Source organism: Rhizobacter sp. P3_B12, from assembly GCF_056402895.1.
In genome coordinates this window covers 1-7,322 of the sequence record NZ_JBFUGN010000241.1, presented here as the reverse complement: position 1 = coordinate 7,322, position 7,322 = coordinate 1, and the positions used below count along the sequence as shown (strand labels likewise).

The following is a 7,322-nucleotide window of genomic DNA, read 5'->3' as shown; positions in this document are numbered from 1 at the left end:
AGCTGGCGCTACGCGAAGCTGCGCGACTACACCGGCCGCGGCGTCATCACCACCTCCACCTACGCGGCACGCGCGCTCGGCGTGTACTCGGCGATGGGCATGATGAAGGCCGCCGTGYTGGCGCCCGACGCCATCCTGCTGCCGGTCGACTTCGACGAATACCGGCGCTACTCGCGCCTGTTCAAGGCCGCGGTGCGGCAGATCGCGCCGCTGGTCGAAGACCGCGGCATCGACGAGATCTACATCGACCTGACCGACGTACCCGGCGCACAGCACGACGCCGGCCGCAGCCTCGGCCAGGCGCTGAAAGACGCGGTGTTCGACGCCACCGGCCTGACCTGCTCGGTCGGCGTCACGCCGAACAAGCTGCTGTCCAAGCTGTGCTCCGAACTCGACAAGCCGAACGGCCTGACGCTGCTGTCGTTCGATGAAATCCCGGCGCGCATCTGGCCGCTGGCCGCGAAGAAGGTCAACGGCATCGGCCCGAAGGCGAGCGAGAAGCTGGCCGGCTTCGGCCTGCACACCATCGGCGACATCGCCGCGGCCGACCCGGCCTGGCTGGTCGAGCACTTCGGCAAGAGCTACGGCGCGTGGCTGCACGAGGCCTCGCACGGCCGCGACGAGCGCGCCGTGGTGACGTACAGCGAGCCGAAGTCGATCAGCCGCGAGACCACCTTCGACCGCGACCTGCACGCGGTGCGCGACCGGCCCGCGCTGTCGGCCATCTTCACCGAGCTGTGCGTGGAGCTCGCCGGCGACCTGGCGCGCAAGGGCTACGCCGGCAAGACCATCGGCATCAAGCTGCGCTTCGACGATTTCAAGATCGTCACGCGCGACCTGACGCTGCCCGCCCACACGATGGACGCCCGCACGATCCGCCGCGCCGCGGGCGAATGCCTGAAGCGCGTCGACCTGTCGCGCCGGCTGCGGCTGCTGGGCGTGCGCGCCGGCAACCTGGCCACGCTGAGCGAGCTGGTCGCCCCGATGGCCGCGCCGCCCGAGGTGCGCGAGGCCGAGCCGGTCTACGCGCCGATGCCGTTGTTCGATCAGCCAGACCCGTAGCCCGGATTGCCAATTTTTCACGTTAAGGGGACCATGCGCCCCTGCGCGATCGGCAGACTGCATCCGTGGCCGACCTCAGTGCGTAGATCCGCCAACGAACCTGAGGAGACCCCATGCCCTTGCATCGACTGGCGCTCGCGTGCGCCGTCCTTCCCCTCGCCGTCGCCACCGCGCCGGTGCTGGCCCAGAGCAGCACCTACGGCGGCAAGCTGCTGCTGACCGGCGGCGTCAGCAGCATCGACGGTGCGGCTGGCGGCGGCCTGACGCCCTGGGCCGTGACCGGCGGCTATGGCACGACCCGCGAGTTCGGCGGCTCGGCCTTCGTGACTCGCGTGAAGACGCAGGACTACGGACTGAGCGGCTATGGCGTCGCAGTCGCCTATGACGATCGCATCGAGCTCTCGCTCGCCCACCAGGATTTCGACACCGGCCCGGTCGGCGGGGCCCTCGCCGGCGTGCTGGGCGATCCGTCGTTCAACGACCTGCGGCTGAAGCAGGACATCGTCGGCCTGAAGCTGCGCGTGGCCGGCGATGCGGTGCTCGACAGCGACAGCTGGATGCCGCAGATCGCCGTCGGCCTGCAGTACAAGAAGGCGCATTCCGGGCCGCTGGCCGACGTGCTGACCGCGTTCGGCGCGAAGGACAGCGGCACCGACCTCTACGTCAGCGCGACCAAGCTGTTCCTCGCACAGGGCATCCTCGCCAACCTGACACTGCGCGCCACCAAGGCCAACCAGAACGGCCTGCTCGGCTTCGGCGCGACCGAACACGACAGCTACCGGCTGCAGCCCGAGGTGTCGCTGGCCTATCTGTTCAGCAAGACCATCGCGGCCGGCATCGAATACCGCGCCAAGCCGGACAACTTCCGCCACAACACCGCGCTCGGCGCCGGCGCGCTGAAGGAGGACGACTGGGCCGACGTGTTCATCGCGTGGGCGCCGTGCAAGAACTTCTCGCTGACCGCCGCTTACGTCGACCTCGGCAAGATCGTGCCGGGCGTCGTGACGCGCCGGCAGAACGGCGGCTACCTGTCCGCGCAGATCGCGTTCTGACCCCTGCCAGGAGACCCACGATGAACCGCATCCTTTCCACGCTGGCCCGTGCGCTGCTGCTCGGCGCGGCGCTCATGGCCGGCGGCGCGCATGCGCAGACCACCACCAAGCCCACCGATGACGCGCTCTACCAGCAGCTCGGCGCGCAGCCCGGCCTCGTGAAGCTGGTCGACGACTTCATGGTCCGGCTGCTGGCCGACCCGCGGATGAACCCGTTCTTCAAGGACGTCGACCAGGCGCACGTGAAGGCCGAGCTGGTCACGCAGTTCTGCGAGGTGTCGGGCGGCCCATGCCGGCGCAAGGGCCCGGACATGAAGCAGGCGCACRCCGGCATGGACATCAACAAGAACAACTTCAACGCGCTGGTCGAGGTGCTGCAGCAGGCGATGGAGGCGCAGGGCATCGCGTTCACCACRCAGAACAAGCTGCTCGCCAGGCTGGCGCCAATGCACCGCGACATCATCAACACACCCTGAGCCACACCATGACCTCTTCCCACCCGACCCTGCGCGCCCTCGCGCTCGCCCTGACCACCCTCCTCGCGCTGAACGCGCAGGCCGCCAGCGTGCAGGTCCTCGTGACCGATGCCGACGGCAAGCCGGCCATCGACACCGTGGTGCTGATCGAGCCGGCGATCAAGCCGCTGCTGAAGCCGCCGGCGGCGCCGGTCGTGATCGCGCAGGAGAACCTGCGTTTCGCGCCCTTCCTGACGGTGGTGCCGGCCGGCACGACGCTGCGCTTCCTGAACCGCGACAGCTACGACCACCACGTGCGCTCGGTGCCGAGCGGGCCGCTGGGCAGCATGCCGGCGGTGAAGAGCTTCGAGATCCGGCTGGATGCCGCGGAATCGGCGCCTGCGGCCGGTGGCCGCAAATCCGAGTACGACGACTACCAGGCTGCCGCACCGCGCGCCAAGAAGACCGGCAGCTCGCAGGCCGACATCAAGGTCGAGACGGCCGGCCCGATCGGGCTGGGCTGCCACCTGCATGCGTCGATGCGCGGGCAGGTGTACGTGACCGACACGCCGTGGTACGCGAAGACCGACGAGAACGGCATCGCCCGCATCGACAACGTGCCCGAGGGCGCGGCRCAGCTCGTGCTGTGGCACCCGGACCAGTTGCAGGACCAGCCGGCGCAGCCGGTGCAGGTGGGTGCCGAGGCGCTGAAGGCCGGTGGCAAGCTCAACTTCGTGCCGCGCAAGCGCCGCGGCGCCTGAGCGTCACGACGCGGCGTCGGCGTGCCGCGTCGGCGGCAGCATCGCCGCGATCGACTCGCTGATGCCGGTGATGCCCTGGTTGTTCAGGCCGGCGTCCTTCATCACCGCGTCGATGATGGGCTTGGCGATCTGGTACTGCAGCGCCGAGTTGACGACCTGCTCCGGAAAGGTGCCGGTGCCGGCTTGACCTGATCCCGCCGCGCCGTTCCCGTCGCCGCCCTGGCCCAGGCCGTTGACCTGGAAGATGCGGATCGAATCGATCTGCTCCATCGGCTTGACCGCCTGCGCAATGATGTGCGGCAACTGCTGCAACAGCTGCATGCGCACCTGCAGGTCGATCTGGGCCGACGACAGCGTGTTCAGCGCGTCGTTCAACGCGCGCCGCCCCTCGGCCTCGGCCAGCGCCGCCGCCTGGCGCGCCGCGGCCTCGATGCGGATCGCCTCGGCGCGATCGACCGTCGCGTCCTTCTCGGCCGCAGCGGCCACCTTCACCGCGATCGCCTTCTGCTGGGCGGTCTTGTCGGCCTCGATCAGCTCGATCTCCTTCAGGCGCTCGGCCACCGCGACCTCGCGCGCCGTCGTCACGCCTTCTTCCGACTTCACCGCTTCGGCCCGCGCCGCGTTGGCTGCGGCATCGGCTTCCGACTGCTCGCGCGACTTGTTGGCGATCGCGATCTGCGTGTCCTGGCGCGCGATCTCGACCTGCTTGCGCTGCTCGGCGCGCTGCACCTCGGTCTGGCGCTCGCTCTCGATGGTGCGCGTCTGCACGGCCAGGTTCTTCTCGATCTCGGCCGCCTTGATCTCGCGCTCGGCGACGATGCGCTTCTGGCTCACCTGGCGCTCGGCCTCGATCTTCACCGTCTCCGCCTCGCGGCTGCGCTCGGCCTGCTGCTGCGCGATCTGCGCCATCTGCTCGGCACGCGCGATCTCGATCTCGCGCTGCTGGGTCAGCGTCGCGAACTCCTGGTCCTTCTCGATCAGCAGCTTCTGGCGCGATGCATCGAGGTTCTTGGTGCGCACCTGCATCTCGGTGTCCTGCTCGACGTCGTTGCGCTGCTTGCGGCGCGACTCGGTCTGCTCGGTCAACCTCGTCAGGCCCTCGGCGTCGAAGGCGTTGTTCGGGTTGAAGAACTGCTTGTCGGTCTGGTCCAGGCTGGTCAGCGAGACGGACTCGAGCTCGAGCCCGTTCTTCTCGAGGTCTTCGGCCACCGCGTTCTGCACCGCCTGCACGAACTCGCGGCGCTTGTCCTGCAGCTCCTGGATGGTCATGGTCGCGGCGGTCGCGCGCAGCGAATCGACGAACTTGTCCTCGACCAGCGCCTTCAGCTCGTTCGGGCTCAGCGTGCGCGCACCCAGCGTCTGGGCCGCGGTGCTGATCGCCTCGGCGGTCTGCTTGACGCGCACGAAGAACGCCGCGATCACGTCGACGCGCATGCGGTCTTTCGTGATCAGGCTCTCGCGCTCGCGGCGAAGCACCTCGAGCTTGAGCGTGTTCATGTTCACCATCACCAGCTCATGGAACACCGGCAGCACGATGGCGCCGCCGTCCATGATGACCTTCTGGCCGCCCAGGCCGGTGCGAACGAACGCGGTTTCCTTGGTGGAGCGCTTGTAGAGCCGCGCCAGCACCAGGCCGATCAGCACGATCGCCAGCAGCGCAATGGCGGCGAGCACGCCGATCTCGATCAGACTGTTCATCACGACCTCCTCCTCGATGGATCCGAAACGTTGTGGGTGCCCCGCACGCTACATCAGCGTCGGGTGCGGGTTCGCTATCACTCTGTAGATGCTGCCGACGCGCGACACCACCAGCACCTCCATGCCGTCGGCCAGCACCAGGCCGGCCACGTCGGGTTCGGCCAGGAGGAAATGGGCCCGGCCGTGCGCATCGCGCARCCGCGCCTGCGAGGCCAGCCCTTCGCGAGTGGACGCGCTGGTGATGGTGGCGACCCGGCCGATGAACTCGCGTTCGCTGACGATGGAGCTTTCGTCGCGCGGGATGATCCGCCCGAGCGCGCCGCCGAGCAGGCGCACCGCCGCGACGGCGCCGGCACCGGCCGGCAGCGAGGCGACCAGGCCCGGCAGGTAGGCGCCGCTGACGCCCGAGGCCAGCATCTGCACCAGGTAGCCGCAGATCGAGAAGCCGGCCAGCAGCAGCACCAGCAGGATCAGCGTCGGCACCTTGCCCAGGTGCAGCCAGCCCAGCACGCCGTCCAGGCCGGCGTCGGAATGGGGCTCGGGCAGCAGCGAGTGGTCGATCCACTCGCTCGGGCTGAACGACGACAGCAAGCCGACCAGCTCCAGCACCGCGAGGCCGAGCATCACCACGAAGGCCGCGCCGAAGGGCACCGTCTGCGGCGCCGTCAGGAGATTCATGCCTGGGCCGCCTTCAGCTTCATCAGGCGCTCCTCGATCTGGTTGTTCAGCACCATGTCCTCCAGCTCCTTCAGCCGCGCGGCATGCTCGATCGACGTGCCGGCCGCGGCCGGCGACAAGCCGGTCTCGCGCTGGTAGATGCGGTCGAAGGCGGAGCTGGCGGCCTCGACCCGGCGCTCGCTGCTGCGCGTGGTGGCGGCATGCGCGGTGCCGCCGGCCACCGCCTTGCGCGAGGCACGGAAGTTCTGCAGCGCCTCGGTCATCTCGCGGCGCTTGGCCAGCAGCGCGTTGACGTAGCCGGTGAGTTCGGTCTCTTCGCCGGACAGCTCGGCCAGCGAGCGCTCGAGCACAGGGATCTGGGCCTCGATGTCGAGCTGGCGCGCCACCGCGACGCGGGCCAGGTCTTCGCGCGACTGCGCGATGGCCTCGTCGATGTGGGCCGACAGCTCGGTGTGGCGGCGGTTCAGCAGCGCGTGCTGTTGCTGTGCCAGGTGGCGGTTGGCCGCGGCGGTGCCCAGCTCGTGGCRCACCTCGTCGACCACCTTGTCGATTTCGCGCAGGGCCTGCTCCATCATCGCCTCGGGAGCGGCGCCTTCGAGCCGGTCGAGCAGCGCATGGGCACTGCCGACGATGACGCGGCCGACGCGCGCCTTCAGGGAATCAGCCATGGGGACCTCCTTGCTTGTCGTTGAGAAGCTGGGCGAGTTCGAGCGTGCTCTTCCAGTGTCGTCGCACCACGCCGGGATCGAAAGCCGATGCCTCGCTGGTCGCGCCCTGGCGCAGCAGGCCATCGGCCATCGCGAACAGGCGCCGCACCAGCGCGTCTTCCAGCGCGCGCGCCTCGCCGGCATTGGCGGGGCGCGACGACACCACCAGCGCGAGCGTGGAAGTCAGCTGCTCCAGCGAGGCGGCCAGCAGGTCGGAGTGTCGGCCGGATTCGCGCTCGGCCGCCACCAGGCCGTCGCGCAGGCCGCCCATCAGGTCGCGCACCCAGGCATGGGCCGCGGCGTAGTCGAAGGCACCGTCGTACTGGCGCTTCAGCTGGGACAGCAGCACCCGCACCTTGTCGCTGTTGGTGGGCGCGCCTTCGATCTCCAGGCCGGCCAGCCAGAGGTAGATGTCGCCGGGCAATCGCGCGGACACCGGCTCCATGGACGAGGTTCTCACCATGACGCTTCCTTCGCAGTCGTTCCGTTGCGGCCCAGTGTATTCAATTGAATTCGTTTGTCAACAAACGAATTCGACGCGCCCGAGAGCGGCCTATCATCGCGCCTCATGAGCCTGCCCGACCTCCGCTACCCGTCGATCGACGGCCTGCGCGCCTTCGAGTGCGCGGCCCGCCTGGGCAGCTTCGAGCGCGCGGCCGATGAGTTGCACGTGACGGCGAGCGCGATCGGCAAGCGCATCGCGACGCTGGAGGAGCTGCTCGGCACCCCGCTGCTGACGCGCTCGGCGCGGGCGCTGGTGCTGACGCCGGCCGGCAAGGAGTACCTGGCCCAGGTCTCGACCGCGCTCGGCCTGCTGGCTGCAGTGCCCTTGCACCAGCGCGCCGCGCAGCAGGTGCAGCGGCTGCGCATCACGGCGCCGCCGACGTTCGCGCGCCAGGTGCTGGTGCC

The 7,322-nt window shown here is 69.3% G+C and carries 9 protein-coding genes; 5 read left to right on the top strand and 4 right to left on the bottom strand.

The window, feature by feature from the left end; genetic code table 11:
• The 4 genes from AC1D01_RS14700 to AC1D01_RS14685 form a co-directional block, all read left to right on the top strand.
• On the top strand, positions 1 to 1,062 hold a 1,062-nt coding region (locus AC1D01_RS14700; RefSeq protein WP_477867414.1), incomplete at its 5' end, for a DNA polymerase Y family protein.
• Between the two features lie 113 nt (positions 1,063 to 1,175).
• Positions 1,176 to 2,114, top strand: coding sequence for a DUF3034 family protein (locus AC1D01_RS14695; protein WP_477867412.1), 939 nt, complete (start codon positions 1,176 to 1,178; stop codon positions 2,112 to 2,114).
• A 20-nt stretch (positions 2,115 to 2,134) separates the two neighbouring features.
• Positions 2,135 to 2,590, top strand: coding sequence for a group I truncated hemoglobin (locus AC1D01_RS14690; RefSeq protein ID WP_477867410.1), 456 nt, complete (start codon positions 2,135 to 2,137; stop codon positions 2,588 to 2,590).
• An 8-nt stretch (positions 2,591 to 2,598) separates the two neighbouring features.
• On the top strand, positions 2,599 to 3,330 hold the full coding sequence (locus AC1D01_RS14685; protein ID WP_477867408.1) for a cupredoxin domain-containing protein: 732 nt from the start codon (positions 2,599 to 2,601) through the stop codon (positions 3,328 to 3,330).
• 3 nt (positions 3,331 to 3,333) lie between these two features.
• Here the strand turns inward: AC1D01_RS14685 and AC1D01_RS14680 are convergent, their stop codons facing one another.
• The 4 genes from AC1D01_RS14680 to AC1D01_RS14665 are packed head-to-tail and all read right to left on the bottom strand — an operon-like array spanning position 3,334 to position 6,876.
• Positions 3,334 to 5,028 (bottom strand): flotillin family protein, encoded by a 1,695-nt coding sequence (locus AC1D01_RS14680; protein ID WP_477867406.1) that lies wholly within the window; start codon positions 5,026 to 5,028, stop codon positions 3,334 to 3,336.
• Between the two features lie 48 nt (positions 5,029 to 5,076).
• A complete protein-coding gene (locus AC1D01_RS14675; RefSeq protein ID WP_477867404.1) occupies positions 5,077 to 5,706 on the bottom strand; it encodes an OB-fold-containig protein in 630 nt (209 codons plus the stop codon).
• A complete protein-coding gene (locus tag AC1D01_RS14670) occupies positions 5,703 to 6,374 on the bottom strand; it encodes a PspA/IM30 family protein (RefSeq protein ID WP_477867402.1) in 672 nt (223 codons plus the stop codon). The genes AC1D01_RS14675 and AC1D01_RS14670 overlap by 4 nt, the downstream gene beginning before the upstream one ends.
• Entirely contained in the window at positions 6,367 to 6,876 is a 510-nt protein-coding gene (locus tag AC1D01_RS14665; RefSeq protein ID WP_047513132.1) for a hypothetical protein, read from the bottom strand. Before AC1D01_RS14665 ends, AC1D01_RS14670 begins: the two co-directional genes overlap by 8 nt.
• Positions 6,877 to 6,981: 105 nt before the next feature.
• Here AC1D01_RS14665 and AC1D01_RS14660 point away from each other — a divergent pair.
• Positions 6,982 to 7,322, top strand: a 341-nt coding sequence (locus AC1D01_RS14660) for a LysR family transcriptional regulator (RefSeq protein WP_477867400.1), incomplete at its 3' end; no start/stop codon positions are given.

Excerpts from the sequence above, each read along its gene's own strand:
- AC1D01_RS14665 (WP_047513132.1), bottom strand. The coding sequence starts at position 6,876 with ATGGTGAGAACCTCGTCCATGGAGCCGGTGTCCGCGCGATTGCCCGGC.
- AC1D01_RS14680 (WP_477867406.1), bottom strand. The coding sequence starts at position 5,028 with ATGAACAGTCTGATCGAGATCGGCGTGCTCGCCGCCATTGCGCTGCTG.
- AC1D01_RS14695 (WP_477867412.1), top strand. The coding sequence starts at position 1,176 with ATGCCCTTGCATCGACTGGCGCTCGCGTGCGCCGTCCTTCCCCTCGCC.